At 75.0% G+C, this 23,672-nt stretch carries 9 protein-coding genes; 3 read left to right on the top strand and 6 right to left on the bottom strand.

Annotation, left to right across the window (positions count from 1 at the left end; all coding sequences use genetic code 11):
- The first annotated feature begins 255 nt into the window (after nucleotides 1-255).
- The 3 genes from VAB18032_RS30150 (at nucleotide 256) to VAB18032_RS16965 (ending at nucleotide 4,231) form a co-directional block, all read left to right on the top strand.
- A complete protein-coding gene (locus tag VAB18032_RS30150) occupies nucleotides 256-1,266 on the top strand; it encodes a peptidoglycan-binding domain-containing protein (protein ID WP_013734103.1) in 1,011 nt (336 codons plus the stop codon).
- Between the two features lie 110 nt (nucleotides 1,267-1,376).
- Nucleotides 1,377-3,575, top strand: coding sequence for a sensor histidine kinase (locus tag VAB18032_RS16970; RefSeq protein ID WP_148272297.1), 2,199 nt, complete (start codon nucleotides 1,377-1,379; stop codon nucleotides 3,573-3,575).
- Nucleotides 3,572-4,231, top strand: coding sequence for a response regulator transcription factor (locus VAB18032_RS16965; RefSeq protein WP_013734101.1), 660 nt, complete (start codon nucleotides 3,572-3,574; stop codon nucleotides 4,229-4,231). The genes VAB18032_RS16970 and VAB18032_RS16965 overlap by 4 nt, the downstream gene beginning before the upstream one ends.
- A gap of 109 nt (nucleotides 4,232-4,340) precedes the next feature.
- Here VAB18032_RS16965 and VAB18032_RS16960 read toward each other — a convergent pair whose 3' ends face one another.
- From VAB18032_RS16960 to VAB18032_RS16940, 6 genes are all read right to left on the bottom strand, one after another.
- On the bottom strand, nucleotides 4,341-7,127 hold the full coding sequence (locus tag VAB18032_RS16960) for a peptidoglycan-binding domain-containing protein (RefSeq protein ID WP_013734100.1): 2,787 nt from the start codon (nucleotides 7,125-7,127) through the stop codon (nucleotides 4,341-4,343).
- A gap of 61 nt (nucleotides 7,128-7,188) precedes the next feature.
- Entirely contained in the window at nucleotides 7,189-10,302 is a 3,114-nt protein-coding gene (locus VAB18032_RS30815) for a peptidoglycan-binding protein (protein WP_013734099.1), read from the bottom strand.
- Entirely contained in the window at nucleotides 10,299-12,170 is a 1,872-nt protein-coding gene (locus VAB18032_RS31815) for a hypothetical protein (RefSeq protein WP_013734098.1), read from the bottom strand. Before VAB18032_RS31815 ends, VAB18032_RS30815 begins: the two co-directional genes overlap by 4 nt.
- A 13-nt stretch (nucleotides 12,171-12,183) precedes the next feature.
- Complete coding sequence (locus VAB18032_RS16950) at nucleotides 12,184-17,163, bottom strand: hypothetical protein (RefSeq protein WP_013734097.1); 4,980 nt, start codon at nucleotides 17,161-17,163, stop codon at nucleotides 12,184-12,186.
- A 19-nt stretch (nucleotides 17,164-17,182) separates the two neighbouring features.
- The gene (locus tag VAB18032_RS16945) at nucleotides 17,183-19,396 is read right to left on the bottom strand and encodes a hypothetical protein (RefSeq protein ID WP_148272296.1); all 2,214 of its coding nucleotides are present in this window, start codon (nucleotides 19,394-19,396) and stop codon (nucleotides 17,183-17,185) included.
- A 2-nt stretch (nucleotides 19,397-19,398) separates the two neighbouring features.
- Entirely contained in the window at nucleotides 19,399-23,007 is a 3,609-nt protein-coding gene (locus VAB18032_RS16940; protein WP_013734095.1) for a DUF6603 domain-containing protein, read from the bottom strand.
- Nucleotides 23,008-23,672: the final 665 nt, after the last annotated feature.

Raw genomic sequence — 23,672 nt, 5'->3', positions numbered from 1 at the left:
CAGGTCGCCGCTGCCCTGTTCCCGTCCCTGGACTTCGCCCAACGCCGGCTCCTGCCGTCGACGGCTCACGGTAGCCCTGCGACGAGCTGACCGGTGTCCCCAGCGAGAGGACCGAGCCACCGCCCTGCCCGACGCGGTGGCTCGGTGGACGACGCCACGGTCCTGATCCCGTCCCGGTCACCCGGGACAGTCGTCCCTGGTGCCTGGGTCTGTGACCCGCACAGACTCACCAGCCGGAGCCGACAGGAGGAACCGGTGGAGAGCGCACGTCACGAACCCGTCGCAGGCACGCTGCTGGAGGACGAGGACCCGGAAAGTCATGTCGGGGAGGCGGTCGACTTCGACCTCTTCGACCACGAGGACCAGGCGGAGCCGGAGCCCGCTGCGGAGGACCCGGCAGGGTTGCGGGCGGCGTACCACCTCGCGCCGACGCTCAGGGTACTGCGCGACGAGGTGGACCGGCGCTGGCCGAAGCGGGACCGGACCTCGGACGGCTGGATCGGTGACGCCGCGCACCGGGGCACCCGGTCCGACCACAACCCCGACGCGGACAACGGGTCGGTCAACGCCCTGGACATCGACCGGGACGGCATCGACCCGATGCTGGTGGTCCGCCGGTGCATCGTCCATCCCTCGACCCAGTACGTCATCTTCGACCGGACCATTTGGAGTCGGACCCGCAACTTCGCCGCCGCCCGGTACACCGGCAGCAACCCCCACGACCGGCATCTGCACGTCAGTGTCAGCCACGACCGGGCGTTAGAGGCCAGTACCCGGAGCTGGGGGATCGCCGACGCGGTCGTCCCGAAACTCGGCGACCGGGTGCTGCGCCGCGGCAGTACCGGCAGCGACGTGCGGGAACTACAGACCCTCGCGGGCCGGCTCGGCGGCGACCTCGCCGTCGACGGTGACTTCGGGCCCCGGACCGAGACCTGGGTCCGCGACTTCCAGAAGGCGCAGCGGCTCACCGTCGACGGTGTGGTCGGTGCCCAGACCCTCGCCGCACTGCGGGCGGCGACCGCACCCGCCCCGCCCTCGGCCGGTCGCCGGCCCGGTTCGCGGACCGTACGTCGGGGCAGCACCGGCGAGGACGTGGCCTTCGTGCAGCGATTCGTCGGCGAGCGGCGGTGTGGGCCGGCGACCGGCTCGTTCGACGCGAAGACCGAATCGGGCGTGCGGTGGTATCAGGGGATGCGTGGGATCACCGTGGACGGTGTGGTCGGCCCGCTGACGTGGCGACAGATGGGTGTCCGGGTGACCTACTGACCCTCGCCCCGGCCGGGCCGACGGTGACCGGGGGCTGCAGGGCGGCGGTGGGACCGAATGGGCGCGGTGGTGTCGCAACGGTGGATCGTCGGTGCCGGGAGGTCGGACGGGTGAGGCATGATGCGTGCGGCGTGACCGACCCGGCCGGATCCGGACCGGACCCGGCCGGCGGCCCGGCTGTGGAGGACGCGATGGCGATGGCCGATCCCGATCGGGGCCGTCCGGTCGTGGCGTGGCTGGTGCTCGCCCTCACCGGCGGGCTCACCCTTGGCGCGGCGGTAGCCGGGACGGTCGCCGCACCCCCTTGGCGGTCGGACCTGCTCTGGTGGCTGGTCGACCTGACCGTCGGCACCGGTTTCGGGCTGGTCGCCTGGCTGACCCTGCTGCGCCGGTCGCACCCGGCGGCCGGGCTCGCCGCGCTGGTCGGGGTGGGTGCCGCGGCTTCGGCGGCGGCCGCCGGGTGGGCGGCCTCGGCCCACCGCTGGCCGTACCTCTGGGCACCGGAGATACCCCCTGCCGGGGCCGGGTTCGTACCGGCCTGGTCGGCCCTGATCGTGGTGCTGCCGTGGCTGCTCCCGGTGCGGCCGGTGGGCCGGTCGGTCCGGATCGTCGTGGGAGCCGCCGTCGCGGCGCAGGTGTTCCTGTCGACCGTGCGGTACGGGTGGGTACCGGATGAGCTCGTCGGGTCGGTCCGCGACACGCTGGCATTGGCGCTCGGACCCGGGCTGCCGGCCGTTCTCGCGGTGCTCGGCTTCGCCGCCGCCGCCGGGGTGCTGGCCCGCCGCCGTGCCCTTCTCCCGTGGCAGCGGCACGGCCTGGGGTGGCTCGCCGTCGGCACCCTGCTGCACGCGCTGGCCCTGCTGGGGTCCACCCTCGACCCGGTCCTGCCGCGCGGGGTTCCGGTCGCGCCGCTGCTGATGCTCGCCGCGCAGGCGTTCCTCCCGGCGTCGGTGCTGGTGCTGGTGCTGCGCCAGCGGCTGTGGGGGCTTGCGCACACCGTCCGGCAGACCCTGGTGTGGGCGCTGACCACCGGCCTGCTGATCGGCGGGTACGCCCTCGGGGTGGTGACGCTCGGCAGCCTGCTGCCGGCCACCTCGGTGCTGCCCGAGGTGCTGACGACCGCAGCGTTGGCGGCGGTGTTCCACCCGGTTCGCCAGTGGGTGCAGCGCCGGGTGGACCGGCTGGTGCACGGTGGCGGCGGGCAACCGTTGATCCGCCAGGTCGCCGACCGGCTGCGTGATGTCGACGGGGGGATGCAGATGCTCGACGCGGTGGCCGACGGGATCGCGGACTCGTTGGGGCTGGCAACCGTGACGATCACGGTGACCGGGAACCCTGGCGGGTGGCTTCCCGCGCAGTGGCTGAGCGGTGCGTGTCCGTCCCCACCGTCCACCGGACCCGGACCGGCCGTGCCGGCCACCGGGCCGACCCCGTCCACCTCGGCCACCGGGCCGGGCCGGGCCCACGGGTCGACGACGTCGGGCACGGTGCCGCCGCTGACGATCCGCCTGGTCGCCGGCGACCGGTTGGTGGGGGTGCTGCGGGCGTGGCCACGTACCGGGGAGCGGGTGGCCGGCCGGGCGGCCTCGGTCCTGGCCGACCTGGCTCCGGTGCTGGCGGCGCTCGCCGAACTGGCGGTCGCCCAGCAGGCCCTGCAGCGGTCGCGGCTGCAACTGGCCAGGGGTCGCGACGAGGAGCGCCGCAAGCTGCGTCGGGACCTGCACGACGACCTGGGGCCGGTGCTGAGCGGGGTGTCGCTGGGGCTCGCCGCTGGACGCAACATGCTGCGTCCGCACCGGCACCTGCCGGCGGTCGCGGCGGCCGACGATCTGCTGGAACGGCTGGTCGCCGAGGTCGACCGGCAGACGGTGGCGGTGCGTGACAACGCCAGGGACCTGTTGCCCCCGTTGCTCGACGACGGCGCGTTGCGGCCGGCGCTGGAGCGGTTACGGCAGCGCTACGCCGACGCGGGGCTGCTCCTGCGGGTCCGCTCACCGGAGGTGAACCTCCCCGAGCCGGTGGCGACGGCGGTGTACGGCATCGTGGCCGAGGCGGTCCGCAACGTACACCGGCACGCCGATGTGGACTCCTGCACGGTCGAGGTGACGAACGGGCCGGAGGGGTTGGAGGTGTCTGTGGTGGACGAGGGCAGGGGCATTGCGCCCGGGGCGGCGGTGGGGGTCGGCACCCGCTCCATGCAGGAGCGGGCGGAGGGGATCAGCGCGGACCTGAGCATCGGTCCCCTGCACGCCCGGCCGGTCCGCCCGGGTACCCGTGTGCGGCTGCTGCTGCCCGGGAGCCTCCGGTGAGCCGGGAGCAGCCGGAGCGACCGATCCGGGTCGCCGTCGTGGACGACCATCCGGTGTTCCGGCTCGGCATGACCGCGCTGCTCGGCACCCTGATCGGCATCGAGTGCGTCGGTGAGGCGGTCGACGTGGACTCGGCGCTGGACCTTGTCGCCGGTCATCTCCCGGACGTCGTCCTGATGGACCTGCATTTGGGGGATCGCTCCGGGGTGGAGGCCACCCGGTTGATCCGGGCCCGGCATCCCGAGGTCGCCGTGCTGGTGGTCACGATGTTCGACGACGACGACTCGCTGTTCGGGGCGCTGCGGGCCGGCGCGTCGGGGTACCTGCTCAAGGGGGCGGCCCCGCAGCAGGTGGAGCGGGGTGTCCGGGCGGTGGCCAACGGCGAGTTGCTGCTCGGTCCGGAGATCGGCGCCCGGGCGGTCGGCTTCTTCGTCCGGGGCGCCGCCCCGGTGCCTTTCCCGCAGCTCACCGACCGGGAACGGGAGATCCTCGACCACGTGGCGCAGGGGCTGGACAACGCGACCATCGCGCACCGGCTCGCGCTCAGCCCGAAGACCGTGCGCAACCACCTGTCCAACATCCTGGTCAAGATCGGTGTCGGCGACCGGGCCCAGGCCATCGTGCGGGCCCGGGAACAGGGCCTCGGCCGGCGCTGAGACGGACGGCTCCGGCGTGGCGTGGGCGGCCCGCCCGGCCGCTCTGCGGATCACGGACGGCACCGCCCCGACCGCCCGTCCGGATGCCGGACGGACGGCCAGGCCCGGGTCAGTGCCCGGTCGACCCGCCCGCAGTGGCCCCGGGGGTGGACTCGTCGGTGTCCGGAGGCCAGAGGAGCGCGAGCTGGAAGGAGCCGGCGACCGGCGAGAGACCGGCGTAGCCCGCCGCCACGGCCACGCTGGCACCGAACCCGGGCGGGTCCGCCGGAGCGAGATCGACGAGAGCGGCCGTGAGGGCGGCCTGGGCCCAGTCCGCCTCGGGGCCGGTGCGCGGGTCCAGCAGGCGCGGCCCGGGGCCGTACACCGTATGGAAGACCGCCCGGAGCCCGTCTGCGGCCCCGTGCTCGCCCAGCACCTGCTCCGGTAGCACGGTGTGCCACCGCAGCAGCGCCGCCACGGCCTGCTCGCTGGTGAAGACCTCGCCGAGGGTGGCGTCCCGGGACGAGTCCGTCCCGTGGCGCACCACCGGGCCGGTCGGTGTGCTGCTGCCCGGGTGGCGCCAGCTCCGCTGCCGCAGCCGGTTGATCCGTCGGACGGCGAACCGCCACATCGCCCGACGCAGCCCGTCGGTGGTGCGCAGCGTCATCACCAGGCGGTGCACCGCGTGCCACCCCTGCAGGTGGTCGAAGCCCTCGCCGTCGGTGGGCCCCAGCGGCAGCAGGTCGTGCGGGTGCACCCGGCCCTCGGCGTCCCGCAGTCCGTACAGGGCGAGTCGGCCCGCCTCGCGGGCGTGGTGGCCGGCCGCACCGTCCGACCAGACATCGCGCGCCCACCACGGCTGCGCCGGCCAGATTCCGTACCGGCCGAGGTCGCGCCGGTAGCCCGTGGGGTCGATGAACTGGTAGTAGGCGAGCAGGGCGGCCAGGTCGCCGAAGCCGTCGACGCCGAGCGACCAGCGCAGCGGTCCCAGCCGTAACCGGTCGGCGCCGCTGGCGTCGACTGCGTCGAAGTGCGTCCCCCCGCCGGCCTCGGCCACCGCCCGGATCACCCGGTACGTGCTCAGATCGGCCCGCGGCAGCGGCGGTGTGTCGTTGTACTCCGGCGGGATCAGTGACTGCGGGGTGAGCGCCGCCTCCGGCCAGAGCGCGGCGCCGGCCACCACGGGACCGCCGGGTGTGCCGGTGCCCGGATCTGGTGCGGCGTACCGCCCGAGCGCAACCCGGCCGGGCCCGCCCGGCAGCCGCCGGGCCGCCGGGATCGGATGACGTTCCAGGTGGTCGGTGGCGTACACGCCGAGGGTCGGGTCGGTTTCGTCGGCCGGGTGCCAGAGGCTCGCTGTGACGACCTCGCCGGGCACGTCTGCCTGCATCCGGTACGCGTCGACGGTGGCGGCGTTGCGGGTCTGGAGGCCCTTCGCGTCGGGGGTGAGCCAGGTCTTCAGCAGGGTGGCGGTGTCCGGGTTCAGGCACCCGTTGATCCGACCGTGGTAGCGGCGCACCGCCGGTAGCACGGCGGGGTCCACCGGGTTGCCGGCCTCGTCGAGCCGGAGCTTGTGGACCCGCGCGAACCGGGCCGAGATCTGGAACTCGCGCAGCGCCGACGCGGTGCGCGGACCGAAGCTCCCGACCGGGTCCGGCGAGGTCGGGAAGCCGAGTTGGGTGAGGTGCTGCTGGAGGAGGCGCACGTGGGTCCCGGGTTCGCCGTGGGCGATGCCGCCGTACCGGCCGTCTGCGTCGCTGTCGCCGAGCCGCAGCGGATGCGCGCCGTAGGTGTCGAGCGCCCGGGGGGCCACCGGCCACGAGCCGATGGTCCAGCCGTCGGCGGCGAGCCCGTCGCGCAGGAACTGTGCGAACCGGATGGCGATCACGTCCATCATCGCCTTACCCCATGGGCTGGCGAGGCCGTCGTCGAAGAACTCCCTGCCGGCCAACTGCAGCGCCTCGGCAGCACTGCGCACGTGCGCGGCGATCGTGATCTCGGCATACTCGGTCAGGGTGACGGTGCCGGTGGTCACGTCGTAGGTGTGCGGGATCGCCGGGCGGGCCCGCCGGACGAAGAGGTGGAAGCGGTTGTCGGAGTGCAGCACCCGCCGGTCGGGTGCGGTGCCGGTGGCGGCCGGGCTGGGGCCGTAGTAGCCGCGCAGTAGGTCGGTCAGTGGGGTGGAAAGGCTCGGGTCGAGCGCCTCGAATTCGGGCATGAGCAGGATGCCGTCCATGTCGCCGAGCATGTCGTCGGTGGCGCAGTTGCCGGCGGCGGCGTCCAGCCAGCCGAGCGGTACCGCCAGGGAGGCCGGGTCCGTCGGTTCGGTCCACTCCCGCCCCGCCCTCCTGGCCTCATCCTTCGCCTTCTTCCGAGCCCGGTTGTACCCCCGCCACCAGGAGGCGAGGTCGCCGGTCCAGCTCATCGCGCCGTACGGATCGGTCCGGACGGAGAGGGCTACTGCGGCTGTCGCCAGCCCGTTGAGGGCCGCGTCGGCGCAGACCCAGACGTGGGACAACTCCACCGCGGGGCGGGGTCGGGTGCCGAGTTCGCCGTGCCAGGTACTCACCGAGCCGGCGCCGACCAGACCGTCGAGGGTCTCCTGCGACGCGTGCTCCCAGGACAGTGGTGCGTGCAGTCGCGACGAGTGGGAGTTGAGGATGGTGTCGAAGGCCGGGAAGCTGCCGTGCCGACCGTAGTGCAGCATGCGGATGCGCTGCGCCGTCTCGCCGCTGTCGCGGATCCTCGACTCGACCTCGGCCACCCAGTCCAGGTACTGCTCCAGGTCGGGGCTGAAGGCCTTGTACTCGCCGCCGAGGGTGACCGGGCCACCCGGCCAGCGGCGGCCCTGCTCCGGTAGCGTCCGCACCGCCGTGGCGAGGACGGCGGCGACCGGGTCGGCGGTTTCGGTGCTCATGGTGCTCCCTCGGCCGGTAGCGGCCCTGGTGGTGATGGACGTCGGGGAAGGGGCCGGCGGCTCACGGCGCGCCCGGCCCGGCGGGGCGTTCGTCCGGGCGCACCAGCCACAGCCGGGCGGCGATCTTGTTCTCCCACTGGGCTGCGGAGAGATGCGGCGGCGGCGGGGTCACCGGGTTGGTGCTGCTGCGGGTCCACAGGGCCCGGGAGTCGGCGCGCCCCAGTGGGGCCAGGTCGGCCAGCGGCGGGTCGGGGGCCAGCCCCAGCAGGGCCCGCTCCTGCTGGTGCAGCCCGATCAGAGTCCCTCGGAGTTCGAAGTAGGCGGGAGAGACGATGCACCCCGCCGACCCGGTGCTGGCCGCCACGTCGTCCCCGGTGTTGGTGTGCCCGTCGTGGAACCGGATGTAGACCTTGCCGTCGAGGTCGTCGGCCACGTGCAGCAGCGGCGGGAACGGCTGCCAGGTCTGGGGGGCACCGGGCAACGGCCGGGGGTTGCTGATGTCGTCCAGGTAGTAGCGGCCGTGGGCGACGTGGTCGTCCTCCCCGGCGGTGACCACCTTCAACGAGTAGTTCTTGAAGGCGTCACCGGACCGGAAGGACCGGCACTCGTAGTGGGTGTTGCCCCGGATCGCCGACCGGTTGCCGCCCTGGTACCGCCACGCCGAGAAGCTGGTGAACGCGTACGCCGCGTGCTGTCGGCCGCCGTGCACGACGACGGCCACCCCACCGTAGTGGTCGGTGCCCCGGCGGTCGGGCCGGAACCCGGTCGGGATCGGGTCGAACCGTCCGCCGACGCCGGCCGGGATCTGCCAGGACGAGGACTCGCCGTCGAGGGCCGGCTCGCCGTCGAGGGTCAGGGTCCGGGTCGCCAGGTCACACCCGACGATCCGGTACGTCCCCGAGGGGCGGGCCACGTCGGCGGGCAGGTGGATGGTGTCGAGGTTGAGCACGAGGAGGGTGAGCCCGGCGTCGCCGTCGAGGACCACCTGGTTCGCCGCCGCACCGGGCCGGGCACCGGTGCCGACCAGGTGCGGTCGTTCGCCGACCGGGTCCACCACCACGATCTGCGGGCGGCGGCGCAGCAGCCAGGACTGGTCCGGGCCGACCAGCTGCGGGCTGCCGTGGACGGTGACGGTCCGGGTGGCCGCCTCGACGGCCGCGACCCGGAACCACCGCTGGGCGGCCGGCGCGGTGCCGGCCAGGAAGAGCAGGTCCCGGTGGGAGGTGGCGGGGGTCTGGCCGTCCGTCCGCCACACCTCGGTCAGATCGGCGTCGCCGTCGAGGCGCAGCCGGAACTGGTTCGGCGGATGCGGCGGCAGGGGGGTCGCGGCGACCCCGCTCGGGTCGAGCAGGTCCACCCGGTGGTACCCCGGGTCCTCCGGTGGGCGGGGCACGTTGCGCCCCACCTGATCCCCGGCGGTGCGGGGCAGCCAGGGGTCGTTCAGGTTCAGGTAGAACTCGGTGACCGCCGCCAGGTGGAACAGGTTCCCGTCGGCCACGTCCAGCACGTACGGGGGCTCACCCCCCTCGTCGACGGCGAACCCGGCCCGCACCATCAGCCGCCGCCGCCACAGGTCCTTCTGCGCGTCGCCGACCTGCCGCCACTGCGCCGGGGTCAGCGGGGTCCCGTCCCGGGCCGCCGTCAGGGTGGCCCACGGGTACAGCTCCCTGGTGGTCCGGGACAGCACGGTGGCGGCGGGTAGCCCGGCCAGCGCGGGCCGGACGATCCGCGTCGCGTCGGGCATCCCGTGGTGGCCGGGTCGCCGCCACAGGTCGATGGTGCCCGCGGTCTCGTCGTCCAGCCGGCCGTGCGGCAGGCCCAGGTGCCGCCGGTGCGCCGGACGTCGAGAGTCTCCGGCGACCCCGGCGCGGGTCGCCGTGACCTCCCGGTGGGAGGCCACGAGTTGCAGCTCGCGCAGGGCACTTTCGGTGGACGCGTCGAACCGCCCGGTCTCGGCGACGGTGAACCCGAGTTCGGTGAGGTCCCGTTGGAGCAGGGCCACCGGGGTCTGCGGTGGGCCGGCGGCCCGCACCTGCCCGCCGAAGCGGCGTTCGGCGTCGCTGTCGCCGTGGCGCAGGTGCCAGCCGCCGTACCGGCCCAGGGCGGCCGGCGCGGCCGGCCAGTCACCGGCGCTCCAGCCGTCGCCCGCGGCGCCGGCCAGCAGCGCCCCGGCGAACCGGTCGACGAGTTCGGTGAGCATGGCCATCCCCCAGGTCCCGTGCAGCGCCTCAAGGGCGTCCGGCACCGTCCAGGCGTGCCGGTGCCGCCCCAGGTGCTGCCGGATCACCAGGAACATCGCCGCGCTCGTCACCGGAGGGCGCAGGGCGGCGGCGAGCCGGGCCGGGTCGGACTCGCGGGGGATCGGTGGGGTGGCCGCGTCGTACAGCAGGCGGAACCGGTTGTGTGCGTGCCGTTCGGTCGGGTCCGTGGTGGCCGGACCGGTCGGGTCGTAGTAGCGGGCCAGCATCGTGCTGACCGGGGTGGCCGGATCCCAGGCCGCGGCGAGGTTCAGCCCGTCGACCACCGCGAGCAGCCGCTCGATACCGGCCCGTTCGGCGATCGCCTCGGCCAGCCACTGCCGGGGGCGGGCCAGGTCGGCCGGGTCCTCGACCCATATGTCACCGGCCTCGCGGACCGCCTGCTCGGCGGCGCGGCGGCGCAGCTCGTAGCCGAGCCACGCCTCGGCCAGCAGCCCCGGCCAGCCGAGCAGTGCGGCCCCGTCGTACAGCGCACCCTGCGGGGTCGGCTCGCCGAGGCGCTGGTCCAGCAGGCACCAGATCGGGTACGCGTCGACGAGCCGGGGCGTACCGGTCGGTCCGACCCCGATCTGGAGCCGTCGGGTGCGGTACAGCCCGTTCAGGGCCGCCCGGGGGGCGTCGGCGACTGTCAGCGGGGTGCGCGCCCACGGGTGCGGGTGGGCGATCAGCTCGTCCGGCTGCCAGGTCTCCGGTGGTTCGCCGCCGCAGATGAGCAGCCGGATCCGGCGGACCACCTCCTGGGGCTGCCAGGGCGGCTGGTGCGGGCCCGCCTCGACGGCCGCCAGCCATGACCGGTAGCTGCGCCAGCCGGCCAGGTGGGCGCGTTGCTCGCCGGTCAGAGCGGTGGGGCCGAAGGGCCAGCGTTCGTCGGGGCGCGCGCGCAGTGCCTCGACCGCCTCGATGACGGGGGCGGTCACGACTGCTCCGCCGGAGGTCGGTTCGGTGGGAGGCCGGGCCCTGCGGGTCGCGGTGCGGCCGGCGGACCGCCCGGCTCGGGTGCGCCGGGCAGACCCGACGCGGTGACCGGGCCGGGCCAGAGCACGTCGTGGTACCGGCCGCTGGCACCGCCGCCGCGGCCGACCCGGGTGCGCCGGCCCAGCCACAGGTGTTGGCGGCCGTCGGTCCAGCGGGCGTACTGCCAGGCGCGGGTGAGGTGGGTGCCGGCCCGGGTCACCTCCTCCCGGTGCAGCCGGTGCTGGCGGAGTTCGGCCAGCAACCGGCCCCAGGGCAGCGGGGCGGGCGTGCCGTCCAGCGGCGGGACCGCCCCGAGGTCGAGCATCTGGGCGGCCTGCGGCGACGGGTCCAGCGGGAACCAGTGGCCCGGGGTGTCGGTCCGTAGCCGGTAACGCAGCGGCAGGTCCGGGTCGGCGGAGGGGGTGACGGTGCCGCCGGCGACGTGGCCGGCGGCGTGGCGTTCCGCCCGGTCCACCGGTCGTCCGTCGGGACCGCAGGCGGTCGCTTCCACCGCCCACACCTGGTTGGCGCTCTCGTCGCGCAGCAGCCAGACCTCCTCGACGGGGGCCGAGTCGTGGCTGTCGTCCAGAGTGGGCAGCAGGGTGAAGGTGCTGTCCCGCAGCGAGAGGGGCCCGGTGCCGCCACTGAGTGGGTCGTACGCGCTGTGCTCGTAGATGGCGAACTCGGCGCCCCGCACCGCCGACCGGGTGGGCGGTACCAGCATCCGCTGCCCGAAGGTGTCGTGCACGACGAGCGAGGAGACCCGGCACACCGAGCCGACCTCCATCGCCACCGGGAACAGGAAGAAGTCGTTGCTGTAGACGGTGGCGTACTCGACGAGCAGCATGGTGGCGATGCTGTCCCCGGCGGCCCGGACGCTGCCGAAGTCGACCGCCGCGTTTTCGAACTCCCACCACCGGGCGGCGGGCATGCCCCGGAAGGTGACCGGGGTCGGGATGCCCGAGGCGAGGAACGGGCGGCCCGTCCCACCGGGGTCGCTGGCGACGGCCCCCAGCGACCCGCCGGGCACGTGGTCGAAGGCGTACCAGTCCAGGCTGCCGGAGGCGTACTCGTCGGTGGTGAGGACGAACTCCGGTTCGCCGCCGACGGCGGGGGCGGCCAGCGACACCTGGTACTCCAGCCGCTGCGGCGACCAGGTGGGCAGTTCCGGCAGGGCCCGCCCGGTCACCCCGTCGTACCAGGCGAGGAAGCGCAACGCCGCGGCCCGGACGGGCCGCGCGGCCGCGCTGGTCAGGGGCGGCTGCGCGGGCAGCGTCGGACGCCCCCCGTCGGGCGGGCGCAGCCCCGAGTCGAGGGCGGCGAAGAGCGCCACCCCGTCCGGCACCCGGGCCGCCAGCAGCCGGTCCCCGGCCGGCAGGCCCTCGGTGGGGACGGGATGCGTGGCCAGCAGCCCGGCGACGTAGCCGGCCTGGCTCTCGGCGGGCAGCATGGTGCCCTCCCATTCCTCGGCCAGCAGGGTCAGGAAGTACCCACCGGCCCGCAAGGCCAGGTCCCGGGTGCCCTCGGTGCCGACCACCGCCGGTTCCGACTCGACCAGGGCCTCCAGGGGCACGGTACCGACGTCGTACCGCAGCCCCGTGGCACCCGGGCCGGTGGGGGGTGGCCCGGGACGTAGCCGGGTCAGGCCGGTGACCGTGCCGCGCAACCGGGCCCAGACCGGGGTACCGGCGTCCGTAGCGGCGAACTCACCGAGCTGCCACTGCCGGGTCAGCAGCCACAGGGGATCGGCGATGCCCGCCTGGAGGCCCTCCTCCCCGGTCCGTTCCCGGACCGTCGGCTCCAGCCGGGCCCAACCGTTCTGCATGCTCATGACTTCTCCCCGCTCACACGTCGGCGTTGGTCCAGGACATGACCTCGTACGTGAAAGCCCCGACGAGCTCGTGGTACGCCTCGGTCGACGGCTCGTCGTGCTCCCACGCCCCCTGCACGGCCAGGGTCGCGGGCACCGGCGTCCAGTGCTTGGTCTTGATGATCGGTTTGCCGCGGTCGTTGTATTCGACCGGCGGTTTCGGGCGACCGGGCACCCGCAGGGTCACCGCCGCCCTGCCCGGCACGGCGGCCGGTACCACCCCGGTCACGGGCAGGTCGAGTCCGAGCACCCGGAAGGTGATCGGTGGATCCCTGTGCGGGATCGGCACTGTCGGCAGCAGGTGGCCGTCGACCTCGAGCACCACGGTGGCGTCGTACTGGTCCTGGCGCACGACGGCGGGGGTGACGGCGGTGATGGTGACCCGGGGGGTGACGCGGACCAGCCAGGTGGCGATGCCACCCCGGGTGACCAGCCGCAGTTCGTACGTGTCGACCGCGGGGTAGTCGGTGCCGGTGCGGGCCGCGCTCAGTTCCAGTTCGGTCTGGTCCGGCGACTGGGCGAGCACCCGGAGCCGCAGCCCGGGCTTGTCGACGCTCCACGTGCTGGTCTCCTGCGGGATGTGCAGGTTCTCGCCGGTGACGATGACCTGCACGGTGCGCCCCTGCCGGATTCCGGCGAGCGCTGTCTGCGTTCCCTTCAGGACGACGGAGCCGATCCGGGGCTGCCCGGCGACCTTCGGCACCCCGAAGGTCGCCGGCACCGATGCCAGCCGGCTCACCTCCACCGCGCCGGGGGCGGTCGTCGGCCACAGCGGCAGGTACGCCAGCGAGCTGAGCAGGTGCTCGGGGATGAGGTCGGTGCGGTCCACGGATCGGAGCTTGACCAGGTCGATGGTCTCGTTGACGGTCGCGGCCAGGTCGTCGAGGGTCCAGCTGCTGCCGGCCGGCCGGGGCGAGACGGCCAGCAGCACGGCCTGCGGTGCCTGCGCCCCGGGCGCGTCGTAGTGGTACGCGACCGCCGTCGTCTCCCGGCGGGCCGGCACCACCTCGCCCCACTCGTCGAGCAGCAGCCCGGCCAGCGAGCCGGTGGCGGCCGGGCCGGCGCCGACCGCGACGAGCGAGGTCACCCCGGTCGGCACGGTGTCGGCCGGGTCCAGCGGCGGCAGACCGACCCAGCGCCGGGCCGGTTCCCCGGCGGCCGGCGCGGGCACCTGACCGACCCTCAGGTCCAGACCCCACCCGGTCGCCAGCGCCTGACCGAACCGGCAGACGGTCTCGACCGCCGCGACGGCCGGCCGGATCCGGGCCGTCCGGGCGAACCAGGCCAGCGGCTCCTGACCGGCCGGCGCGCCACTGACCGAGGTGCCGGCGAACGCGCGGGCGAGCTGGCCCGGGTCGGCCGGGGTGAACCGGGGTACCACCAGGAAACCCGGCCCGAAGACGGCCCGGAGCAGGTCGACCCAGTCCGGTGCCCGGCTGGCCCGCGCCGCGATCTCGTCCGCCGCCATGCTGCGGCGCCGCACCTCGGCGTAGCCGGCGAGGACCTGGGTGGTGAGGGTGGCCACGGCGGCGGCGGTCACCTCGGCCGCGGGCCCACCGTCAGCTGCGGTGGCGTCGAGGATGTGCCGGGCCACCGGCACCACGTTCGGCACCCCGAAGGCGGTGGCGGTGAGCAGGTGCGCCGCCGCCGTGCTCAGGTCGGCGACGCCCTCAGGGTGCCCGTGGTCCTCGATGTCCCCGACGGCGTCGCGCAGCGCCGCCCGCAGGGTGGTCAGGCCCAGGTGGGCCACCGTCGCCCGCTGCCGCAACTCCTCCAGGAGCACCCCGTCCGGCTCGTCCTCGTCGCCCGCCGTGCCACCGGCGACCAGGTCGGTGCGGGTCAGCGGACGGGCGGTGGAGAGCACCGCCGCGATCGAGCGCACCACTTCCAGCAGGTCGGTGAGGTAGACCTGGCCGGCGCTGAGCGGACCGGCCGGGTCCGGCAGGAGCCGCACGGTGGCGTCCGGTCCGACGTCGGTCGGGCGGCGCGCCGGGTCCAGGTGATGCCAGGCGAGCCGGCTCTCGATCCCGGCCGGGTCGTCGGCGTACCCGAGCAGGTCCAGTGGGTACGGCAGCGCGTCGTCGAGGGTGACCCGGCGGTTCGGAGCCAGGGCCGCGCCGGTCGCCGGGTCGACGAAGGTGAGGTCGGCGACCACCCGCTCGGCGGGGCCCAGCACCGCCGCCACCCAGGCGGCGAGGGCGGGCTCGGCGGTCTCCCGGGGGCCGGTCTGCCACCCGCCCGGCCCGGTGTCGGGCGGGGGCGCGTCCAGCATCAGCAGGAGCCGATGGGTGATCCCGGCGCCGGTGCGGGGGGTACGGACCACCTCCAGCTCCGGTGGGGCGACCCCGTCGACCTTGCCGATCGCCAGCGCCGCGCTGGCCCGCTGGTAGTTGCCCTGCAACGTGTGGTGCAGCCCTTCGGCGACGGAGAGGTCACCGACCGCGTCGAGGGCTTCCCGGGCCACCTCGATCGCCGGTCGGACGGCGGCCAGCGGGGGCAGCCCGCCGACCCCCCAGCGCAGCTGCCCGGCGGTGTGTGCGGTGAGCAGCGCGACTCCGTCGACCACCTCCTGCTCACCGGTCTGACCGGCCAGCGCGGCGACCGCCCGACGCAGCGCGGGGATGCCCGCCGCCTGCCCGGTGTCGTGCAGGGCCCGTTCGATGCGGTACCCGATCAGCGCCGCCAGGGTCTGCCCCTGGCGCAGCCCATCGACGACGGCGGTGCCGAGCCGGACCCGGCGGGAGGAGAGGTCGAGGGCGAAGGGGCTGGTCCCGGTGGCGCCGGCCTCCTCGGCGTGGTTGAGGTGACCGGCCCGCAGCACGGCGGCGGTCGCCGCCTGGGCCACGCTCGGCGCGTGCAGGTAGCCGGCGTCGCTGGCGCGGCGCAGCAGGCCGGGCGCCTCACCCGGCGGAATCTGGTCGGCCGGTACGGCGAGGTCCTGGCTGCCAGGGGTCAGGTTCTCGACGAAGCCGTATCCGCCGAGGGCGAGCCCGGCGTGCGGGTCGGCGCGCAGCCGGGCGAGCCGCCGGGTGGCCACCGAGGTGGCCCAGGCGTCGAACCGGAACCCGGCCAGGTCCAGCGACTCCCGGGTGGCCAGATCGACCACCCGGGCGGGCCGGGTGGCCAGGTCGTCGAGGGCGGCCAGCAGTTCCTCGTACCGGTTCAGCGGCGGCGGTTCGGCGGCGGGGTCGCCGAAGTGGCCCCGGGTCGGGTAACCCCGCACGTCCGGGGCCGGACCGGTGGCGACCAGCCGGGCCGCGTGCCGCAGCAGCAGGTACAGCACCGAGTCGGCCGGCTTGCCCGGCCAGCCACCGGCCTCGACGTCGGCGGGCAGGGTGGCCAGCATCCGGGCCCGCAGGGCGGCGAGCCACGGCACGGTCGGCGCCGTCAGGTCGGCCGCGACCGTCGGCAGGTGCCCGTCGTGGAGGGTCGCGCCGGTGAACGCCTTCACGGCGTCGAACGCCGTGAACGGCGGCACCCCCAACGCCGCGCTGATCCGCTGGTGCATGAGCTGGGCCCCGACGACCCGCCCGGCCAGTTGGGACCGGTCGAGCCCCTCCGGTCCCCCCTCGAAGCCGAGGGCCCGGTCGAACCACTCGTGCGCGCCGAAGACACCCCGCATGGCGTAGCCGTCGGAGACCGGGCGGCGCTTGAGGATCTCCAGCACCGGTTTCGTCTCCGGTCGGCTGGTGGTGAGGGCGGTCAGCCAGGTCGGGCGCAGGCGGCGGACGAGGTCGGCCACCCGGGCGCCGGTCGGGTCGGTCGGGTCGGCCTGGTAGCGGTCCAGGGAGACGACCGGGAGCACGCCGTACGGCTGGTTGCCGATCCGCAGTGTGGCCAGGGGGCCCCGGGCCCGGACCCAGTCCACGAAGTGCCGCCGGTACGGCTCCAGCCGGGTGGGACCGACGGTGGTCAGGAACCGTTCCAGCAGGTACCCCCAGGTGGCGGGCCAGAGGGCGGCGTTCATCGCCTGGGCGTCGCGCGACTCCCGTCCCTCGGCCCCCTCGACCCGGCCGAACACCTTGCGGGGTACGCCGAGCGCGGCGGCCAGCCGGGCCCCGTCGGAGCCGTCGTCGGCGGCATCGGGGAGGAGTTCCCGGCGGCTGGTGGTGGCGGCGAGGCCCGCCTCGTCGAGGCCGGAGGGGCCGCGTTCGGTGTTGTTCGTCGGGGTGCCCTGGGCGACCAGGGCGAGTCCGTCGGTGTAGCGGTGCGAGGTGAGCAGCGCGGCGAGGTCGGCGGCGCCACGCACCCCGGCGGTGCCGTCGGGGTCACCCGGGCGGGCCTCGACCCGGACCCCGAGGACGACGAGCCGGTCCAGAACCAGTTGGGTGGGGCTGAGCGGGACCCGCAGCAGCATGCCGTTCGCCTCGCCCTCGGCGGGGTCGATCATCCAGGTCATGCCCGGCGGCGCGTCGAGGGGGTCCGGCCGGTGCCCGGAGGCATCCGGTGCCGGCGGCGGCGCAGGCGTGACGGCCTCGCCCGGCGGCGGGCTGACCGCGAGGTCACGGGGGATCGGCGCGGTCTCACGCTGGAACACCAGCTGGCCGGCGCGGTACCCGAGCACCACGAAGCGGTCCGGCAGGGCGCGGGCGCGCACCGGCTGCGACCACATGGCCGGACGGTCGCCCAAAGGCTCCCCGTCGGTGGGTCGCCGGGCGAGCCAGGCGGCGCGGGTCTCGCCGAACTGTTCGACGAGCCGGGCCCACGCGGAGACCACGTCGGGCGCGTCCGGGTCGGGATCGCGCCCACCGGCGGCGAGGAACTCCTTGCGGGCCTGCGTCTCGACCGGGGTCAGCCCCGGCTCGTGGGAGTCGAAGTGGATCTGGTCGGGGTAGACCCGGACCAGCAGGTCGGCGCCGGGCTGGCCGCCGGACCGGGGTAGGTACCGGGTCTCGATCCGGTACGGCAGCAGGGCGATCGGCGTGCCGGTGGGCACGGTGGTGATGTCGGGCATGGTGTCTCGTTCTCCGGCCTCAGTCGGCGGTGAGCAGGTCGGCGGCGTGGATCAGCACCCGCAGTGGCAGCCGCAGGGTGCGGCGGGCGACCTCGGCGGCGGTCACCCCGGCGCCGGCGAGGGGGTCGCCGGTGGGGGGCGGGCCGAACCGGGTCTCGGTGGGTTGTTCGGCGAAGACGAAGAACCAGCCCGGGGGGTCGGTCAGCCCGGTCGCCTGCTCCTCGGTCAGGTCGAAGCCGAAGTAGCGCAGGTCCGCGCCGAGGGTGCCGCCGAAGATCGGGTACGCCACGTTGCCGGTGCCGGCCTCGTCCGCCGGGGCGGTCCGTGAGGCGGCGCGGACCGCGTAGACGGCCGTACGCGGGTGACGGCGCAGCAGTTCACCACGGACCGCCAGGACCAGACGGGCGGCGTCGCCGGTGACCACCTGGTCGAGCCGTCGGTCGGCCGGCCACTTGTCGATCGGCGGCACGTCGGCGGTGCCGTCGCCGCCCTGGCCGCGCTGGTCCCAGAAATGCCGGAACAGGGTGGCCCGTTCGGCCAGGGGAAAATCTCGCCACCGCAGCTCGCTGGCGAGTTCGGTGGTCAGCCCGGCGAGGAAGGCGGCGACGAAGCGGGGGTTGGTCTCCAACGCGACCACGCTTTCCGGCGGGATCCGGTCCGCGCCGGGCAGCAGGAACTGCGGTGCGAGCCGGGCCAGTTCGCCGACCATCGGGGTCGGGAAGGTCGGTGCCACCCGGATCCGGTCCGGCTGGTCGGCGCCGGTGGCCCCGTTGAGCCGGCTGTCCACCCGCTGCTTGACGGTCCGGGCCGGTTCGAGGGCGCGGGTCAGGGCTGCCACGTCGGCCGGCGCGACGGTGACCGGGGCCGGTGCGGCGACCCGTCGGGCGATGGGGCCGCGCCGCCGGCTGACCCGCCGGTACGCGGTCGTGGTCACCACCGCTGCCCCGGCGGTGCGTCCCAGCGGCGCCGCCAGTTGGGTCAGGGTCAGCCCGTCGGCTGGCAGGCCGGTGAGCCGGCGGGCGTGCAGACTGCCGTTGACGGTGTTCGCCACGTCGCTGGTGGCCAGCAGCCGGTTGACCGGCCCGACGTCGCCGGCCTGCTGCCAGGCTGCCGCGACCAGGTCCTCCTGACGCTCCCGGACGACCGCGGCGGCCAGCCCCGCGACGCCCCGGTACCGGGGGTCGAGGTTCAGCTCGGCCAGCCAGCCGGTGTCGCCGACCGATACCGTCCGCCGGTCGAGGTGCTCGCCGCCGTACAGGGGAGCGGCGCTGCCCGACCCGGTGCCGACGAGCGGGGCGAGGGCCTGCCGTACCCAGTCCGGTGGGGCGGTGTGGCCGCTGCCGAGGCGTACCAGCGCGCCGTCGAACGGGGGCAGCGGCGCCGCCCCGGTCGGGGCGGTGAGCCCGCTGCCGGCCAGGTCGAAGGGGCGCCGGCCGACACCCTCGGGAGCCGATCGGAACCGCAGCGCCCGGACCAGGTCGGCGAAGCTGTGACCGGTGCCGGTGCTGAACTCCCAGTGGTGGTAGACCGGCAGGGTCACCTCCTGGTCGGTGGCGTGCCAGGCCGGTCCGGTCCCCTCGGGCAGCGGCAGGTTCAGCCCGGCCGCCCGGCCGATGGCGAAGGTCGGCACGAGGCAGGCGTGGTAGCGGGCGTCGGGTCGTAGCGGGGTGGGGCAGATCAGCCGGGAGACGGTCCGCTCCGGCGCCTGGCGCAGCACCTGGGCGGCGGACTCGCCGGTGGCGAGGGCGCCGACCAGTTGCACGTGTGCCCAGGCCCAGGAGTGGGTGAGGTCGGGTAGTTCCCGCCGGGCGTCGGCGGGCGCGCGGATCTCCAGCACGGTGGTGTTGCGCACCCCGTCCGTGCGCAGCCGGACTCCGGGCTGTTGGCGGACCGCCACCAGGCAGAGCCACGGCGGGAGCCGGTCGCCGGTCGGGGGCAGCGGGGTGAACAGCCAGGGCAGGGTCGGCGAGTCGAGGTCCAGGGTGGGGTAGTGGTCCGGCTCGAAGCCGAGGGTGTCGGGCGGCGGGTCGGTGCGGAGGATCTGGTGCGGGGCGAGCCCCGTGACGTCGCCGGGGCCGAGGGTGGCGACGGCGATGTCGCCGAGGGACTCCTCGTTCAGGGTCGCGGTGACGGTGACGTGGCCGCGGCGCGGGTCCTCACGGGGGCCCGGCGCGCGGAGCCGGTTGGCCAGGCCCTCCCTGGCCCAGGGCAGGAAATGGTAGGTCGAGGACACGGTCACTCCCGGGGGACGTCGTCGTTTTCGATGAGCTTGCGGACCCCGCCGGCCCCCTGGGCGGCGAGCGCCTCCCGGGCCTGGGCGAACCGGGCCGGTGGTCGGGCCGGGGTGAGCACCGCCAGCGCGCCGTCGGTGGGCGGGGTGGCGGTGACCACCGCGTACAGCGGCTCGGCCAGGCTGATGTCGCCGGCGGGTCCGGCGAACGCTCGGACGCCCTGCGCGCCGGCTCCGTTGACGGCCGCCGCGCCGGCCCCGGCCTGCACCTTCATCCGGTCGTCCGGGATCGGCCGGGTCACGGTCTGCCCGGTGCTGCCGCTGTCGGGAGTACGGGTCACCACCTCGTCCTCGGTCCGGGCGGCGACCAGGCGCCAGGCCGGCTCCGGGGGCAGGGTCAGCGCCGAGTCGTCGACGCGGAAGCCGGACGGCCACCGCTCGAACGAGGGCGCGGACAGCTTCTCCATGTCGTCCAGGTCGAGGTACTCCGCCGGGGGGAACAGGTCGTCGACCGGCGTCGACCGGGCCGGGACACCGTCGAGGGTGACGGCGCCGAGAGTGAACCGCCGTACGTCTCCGGCGAGGGCCGCCGTGCCGTACCGGTCGACGGTCACCTCCAGCGGGGCCACCTTCTGCCGGACCGTCAGCGACCCGAGCGGGTGCACCAGGACCTCGGTGCCGGCAATGGCCGACTCGGCGAGGGTGACAAGCGGCCCGGTCCCGGTGGGGGGCTCGGCCGTCCAGTTCGCCGGATCGGCCAGGGCCGCGCGGATCCGCTCCGCGAGGTTCACCCGCAGCGGCGGGGGATTGACGGCGCGTCTGCCGACGGTGACGTCGAAGCGGATGGAGTGCCGGCCGAGGAAGGTGAAACTGGCCCGTCCCACCGCCCGCCAGGGGCGGGGCCCGGTGAGGCTGCCGGCGAGTTCCACCGCGAGGACCGGGTCACCGTTCCAGGTGAGCGCGACCATCGCGTAGATGTCGATGGCGAAGGAGAGCGGTTCGAGCACGATCAGCGCGTCGAAGCTGAGCACCGCGGCGATGGCGAAGGTCCCGACGAGCGGGACCGAGATCCCGGCGTACAGGTCGAGGCGGGCCCCGAACTGGACGGTGTTCGAGGTGATCGCCAGGTACGACGCCAGCCGCAGCCGGGGGTTGCCGTCGCCCAGCGACAGGGTCAGCCGGGACAGCACCGGCACGGTGTCCGGCTGCGGATAACGCGGGTGGAACCCGCCGATCGAGACCAGGAAGGACGGTCGGTCTCCCCAGTTGGCGCGGACGGCCATCCGCCCGGTGAGGGTGAACCCGGCCAGCCGGGAGTCGCGCAGCACCCCGTCGATCGCCACCGTCCGCTGGCCGAAGTCGAGCGTACCCACCAGATCCACCTGGATCAGCGCCACCGGTTCGGTGCGCCCGGGCGGCAGCGCGATCCGTAGTTGACCGGCGAGCACGACCCGCACCGGCGTCGGGAACTGCACGAAGAGGCCCAGCCGGGCAGTGAGCAGGCCCTGCGCGCCCCAGGTGAGTTCGACCGTCGGCCCGACCACGTGCTGGCCGACGGTGGTGGGGAAGAACCGGTCGAGGTCCCGGATCAGGCGGGGGGCGTTGCCGATCGGGTCGGCGGGAAAGAGCAGGCCGTCCAGCCCGCCGTCGGCGAGCCCGTCACGCATCGCCTGTGCCCGGACCGCCCGGTTGACCCCGATCAGACCGCCGACCCCGGTGAGCGCGAAACCGAACCCGAGCTGGACCGGGGGAAACCGCACCGAGATGAGGACGAGCAGGGAGAAGCCGGGGGAGCCGTCCGGCATCCGGGTGTCGAGCAGACCGACCGCGGACAGCGCCTGGTCGAGGAAGTTGAGCTGGACGACGCCGCCGTAGCGGCCGTCGTCCTGGGCGAGCAGGAACCCGCCGCCGGTGACGATTCCGGCGTCGACCGCGATCCCGATCCCGGACGGCCGCAGGAACGCCAGGTCCACGTCGATCGGGCCGAGGCTGCCGGCACCGTCGGCGGGGGTCAGCGCAGCCCGCACCCCGAGACCGGTGGCCGAGGCGGTGACCGGCCCGAGCCGTACCGTGAGGTCGGTGGTCAACCGCACCTCGGCCCCGGCGGTGGAGACGGGGCCGGTGGTGCCGCCGCCGGGCAGCCCGGTGCTGCCGGCCCGCACCCCGGCGGTGACGTGCTCCACGTGCAGCGGGCCGAAGCTGGCACCGACCGGCAGGGCCAGCTCCAGCCCACCACCGGCGGTGAGGGTCAGGCCGTGCTCCGGTGACCAGCGCAGCCCGGCGTCCAGGTCGATCCGGATCGGGTAGGGCGGCAGGACCGCGGCGAGGAACCCGTCGTCGCCTGGTGCGATCAGCAGGCGGGCGCCGTCCAGGCTGAGGACGAGGTCACCGGTGGGTCCGGTGGCGGTGAGCCGGCCCTGCGCGGTGAACCGAAGCTGGTCGACCTCCAGTCGGGTCGCGTCCGGGGCACCGAGGCGCAGGGCCGGCTCGCCGGGGGTGGGGCTGGCGTACCGCAGCTCGACCGAGCCGGTCAGCTCGGCCCCGGCGGGCGGGGTGGACCCGTCGGCGGGCCGGAACCGCACGCCGTCCCGGGTGACCACGACCGGGGTGACCAGGCCGGTGAGTCGACTCTGCAGGGTCCACTGGCCGTACTCGACCGTGGCGTCGAGGGTTCCCTGGGGTGCGAGCACGAGGGCCAGCGGCGGGTCGAGCGGGTCCTGCGCGGTGTCCCGGGCCAGTCCCGCGGCCAGGTGCAGGGTGGCCTGTCCCAGCGGGTCACCGACCGGGTCGGTGCCCGTCTCGTCGGGTGCGCCGACCGGCGCCGACCAGGACAGGTGCAGCAGACGCCGGGCGGCGTCGCGCTGCGCCGGGCTGAGCCCGGACTCGGCCGCGTCGACGCCCGGGGTGCCGTACGAGGCAGGCACGCCGACGCCGGTCAGCCACCGAACCAGCGGTTCGCCGAGGGCGTCGGCGATCTCGGCGGGCAGCGTGGGTGGGCCCTCGGGTCCGAACAACCGGTCCCGGAGCACACCCACCGGGTCGACCAGCAGCCGGCCCACCGGGTCGACCGTGAAGTAGGGCCGTTCCCGCCGGTCCCGGGCCTGCCTTCCGCCGATCGTGACGGGCGCCGTGGCGGTGACCAGCCGGCGCACACCGAGCACGTCGAGCGCGACCCGCAGGTTCGGGGCGTAGAGCGCCAGGTGCGCGTCGAGCAGATAACCGAACAGGTCGGTGAGGAAGAGCCGGTACGGGTCGGCGTCCTGGTGTGGGGGAGCGGGTCGGCCCGGCGCACCCGGGGCGGGTGGGGGCCGCCAGCCGTCGAACAGGTCCACGACGGCCGTGACGGCGGTCCGGATCTCGGTGAGACACCACGCCGCATCACCGAGGTCGTCGAGGCCCGCGTCGATCCGGGCGGCGACCCGGGCCACGGTGTCCCGGCAGCGGACCAGGGCGTCGACGAACGCGGGAAGGTCGAAGCCGGCGAGGGTGGAGAGGTCCCAGCCCATGCCGCGCAACAGCCGGTCGCGGGCCTGGGTGTCGCCGGCCGCGTCGGTGAGGGGGCGCAGCAGTGCGACCGCGTGTTGGACGAGGATCGCCTGTACCGGTCGGGTCATGGGTGGCACCGACCGGCGCGGTGCGACGGGACGTCCGAGGTGGACCCGGTGGCTGCGGTGGGACCCCGGCCCGGTGGGCGGGTGCTGTCGGGCATGACGACGGCACACCTCTGCGGCATGGTGGAACTCCTGTCGGTGGCTGGCCGGACGGTGCTGGGCGAGTCTGTTCGTGCAGCGGACCCAGACACCAGGGACCGTTGTCCCGTCCACTCGGGACACGACCGGGCCATCCGAAGGGGTGCGGGATCCGACCTGTCGGACGACAACCACCCGGGAGCTTCGGCGCATCGTTAGATCCGGCGGCCGTCGACCCGGGTGACGTATGGTTCGAACGCGGTCCGCACGGAACCTCCACGCACGCTCACACCACGGTGATGTCGTGGTCGCGTCCCGGACGGTCGTGCCGTGCTCCTGCGACGACGAGGCCCTGCGCATCACGACGAGTGGTACGCGAGCAACCGATCGAGGCTGAGAGACCGTCGATCGGACGGGCTCGGCCTTGCGATATCGTCAGGGTGCCCACCCCGGCGTCGAGCAGTCCGCGTCCGTCGGCTGTCGATGGACCGCAGGGCGCCCCACCAATCCAGGGAGAACCCGATGCCGGAGCCTGAGCCCGTCCAGGACGACCACGCGGCGGATACCGAATCCTCCACCACGGCCGAGAC

It is taken from the genome of Micromonospora maris AB-18-032, from assembly GCF_000204155.1.
Classification (GTDB): Bacteria; Actinomycetota; Actinomycetes; order Mycobacteriales; family Micromonosporaceae; genus Micromonospora; species Micromonospora gifhornensis.
This window is presented reverse-complemented; position numbering and strand designations above follow the sequence as displayed.

Excerpts from the sequence above, each read along its gene's own strand:
- VAB18032_RS16960 (WP_013734100.1), bottom strand. The coding sequence starts at position 7,127 with ATGAGCACCGAAACCGCCGACCCGGTCGCCGCCGTCCTCGCCACGGCG.
- VAB18032_RS31815 (WP_013734098.1), bottom strand. The coding sequence starts at position 12,170 with ATGAGCATGCAGAACGGTTGGGCCCGGCTGGAGCCGACGGTCCGGGAA.
- VAB18032_RS16940 (WP_013734095.1), bottom strand. The coding sequence starts at position 23,007 with ATGACCCGACCGGTACAGGCGATCCTCGTCCAACACGCGGTCGCACTG.
- VAB18032_RS16950 (WP_013734097.1), bottom strand. The coding sequence starts at position 17,163 with ATGCCCGACATCACCACCGTGCCCACCGGCACGCCGATCGCCCTGCTG.